2 protein-coding genes are annotated in these 2,049 nt (G+C 40.6%); both read left to right on the top strand.

What is annotated here, in order from left to right; all coding sequences use genetic code 11:
• The first annotated feature begins 229 nt into the window (after positions 1-229).
• A complete protein-coding gene (locus DXA15_RS24855) occupies positions 230-1,441 on the top strand; it encodes a hypothetical protein (RefSeq protein ID WP_128135825.1) in 1,212 nt (403 codons plus the stop codon).
• A gap of 36 nt (positions 1,442-1,477) precedes the next feature.
• The gene (locus DXA15_RS24860) at positions 1,478-1,948 is read left to right on the top strand and encodes a FimB/Mfa2 family fimbrial subunit (RefSeq protein ID WP_233567634.1); all 471 of its coding nucleotides are present in this window, start codon (positions 1,478-1,480) and stop codon (positions 1,946-1,948) included.
• The last annotated feature ends 101 nt before the right edge of the window (positions 1,949-2,049 follow it).

Consider the following 2,049-nt stretch of genomic DNA (forward strand, 5'->3'; position numbering starts at 1 on the left):
GAATCTTATTCCATTTTTTTACTGGTTCACTCTTTGTCTTCCTTTCTTTCAATGGTTTGACATATTACAAATCTATCTTTTTTATCTTATCGAAATTCTATCTGCCAAAACTAAGGTATATTTTTATATGTACGGCCATACTTATGCTTAGCCGGAGCAAAAGAGAGCACTAATGACAGACAGGAAGGAAAGACTTCCACAGAGTATTAATCATTAATTTCAAAGAGTTATGAAAATCAAAAATTTATTTATAGCATTATTCGCAGCTTCCACTTTATTTGCTTGTAGCGAAGATGACGAATCACCCGTTCCCGACAGTAAAGGTACAAAATCTATTTCCGTATCGTTAGCCGGATTATCAGGAGTAAAAACCAAATCGACAGAAGCCGGAAATTTCCTGGCTGCCGATACAATGAATGTCAACAGCATACTTATCAATCTGACAGACGGTAGTGGCGCAGTAGTTAAATCGGAGACCATCACAAAAGATGCAATTACGGATTCAAACTGGGATAAACTGGTTAGCCCGAATAAAGGATTCAAGTTTGTCAACGTGCCGCAAAGTGTATCTAAAGTATATGTTTACGGTAATCCGGGCAGTGCCGTTACAGATAACAAGATCAATACGACACTCGCTCAACAGCAAGGTTCTGAAGTCTTGTACTTCGGTTTTGACGACGACCTTACACCAATCGTAAGCGAACCGGTCGACCCGGATCCGACTACCGGACAGACCTATACAGCCAATGTATCCATTAAGCCGGTAGTGGCCCGTCTGCAAATTACAAATATCAAAGTCAAAGACAGCGGATCCTTTGAATTCACCCGCGTGATCAGTGGCAGTTCGCACAAAGCGACAGTAAGCTGGACAGGTTTTAATCCGAAGTTGAAAGGCATCTACCTGAACAACTTCTATACGGTTTATCAGGACCCGGCAAGTGCTACAGAATTGTATAATAATGCAACTTCAGTAAATAATATTAAGGAAGGCCAGTGGCTCTTTAATAATTCGTCCATAGATGCAGCTGCATATGCCAGCTATAGCAAATACACAGGTGGCAGCTATGAAGATCTGCCTCTTACACTGCCGGCCAACAAAAGTTATGCATTCAATATTTTCCCGGGCGACCAGCTGCCTAAAATACATCTCGACCTGGCTGATCTTAATATCGCAGGCCTGTCATCGACTGATGTAAACGTATTCAACCCGACATTGATTAACACGGTCCGTTTCGCCAATATCGTAAAGTATTTCAAAGATACGAATACCGAAATGACAGCCGCCGATTTTAAAGCCGGTACGATCTATAATATGGAAGTCGAGTTGATCCCGATGCTGGACAACGACCTGCAGAATATACAGTTTAACGTATTGGTAAAGGTTACAATCGAGCCTTGGGCTGTTGAATACATCACTCCGGGATTCGATTTGGATCAATAATATCCGATTTCATCATTATTTCAACATACAGAACATATGAAACGAATTAAATATTTCAGCATTATGCTATTGGTTGCCCTGACGACCGGTTGTATCAAAGAAGACCTGGATAGTTGCGACACAAATCTAATCTTCAGATACTTCGGAGACGGGACAAAGGATATTTTCCCTGAAAAAATAGAAAAAGTGGATATGTATGTATATAGCGAAAACGGAGCACTTGTAGAAACGATTGGACTAAATCAGGGTGATTTAAGAAATAATCAGGGAACCCCCCTCAACCTCCCGGCCGGCAAATACTGGGTCGTTGGTTGGGGTAACACCAAGAACGATACCCAGATCAATCAGGCTGCGGCATTAAACACAGCTTTGGTTGCTGCCCCTCACTATTTTACAAAAGAAATAATTACCACTAATGATAGCCTGTACATTGGAAGCAGGGATATTGAGATTTTTCAGGATGCCTCAAACACAGATACTGTTTATTTCAGTAGTTCACATCACTAGTGTCCCGTTAAAATCGGGACGAGTTATTAATTAATCAAATAATCCCGGAATAAGGGGATTAAATTGTTCTTTGACATCATTGAAATTAGTCTTATTAAACA

The sequence above is a fragment of the Parabacteroides sp. AM58-2XD genome (assembly GCF_003463685.1).
Classification (GTDB): Bacteria; Bacteroidota; Bacteroidia; order Bacteroidales; family Tannerellaceae; genus Parabacteroides; species Parabacteroides segnis.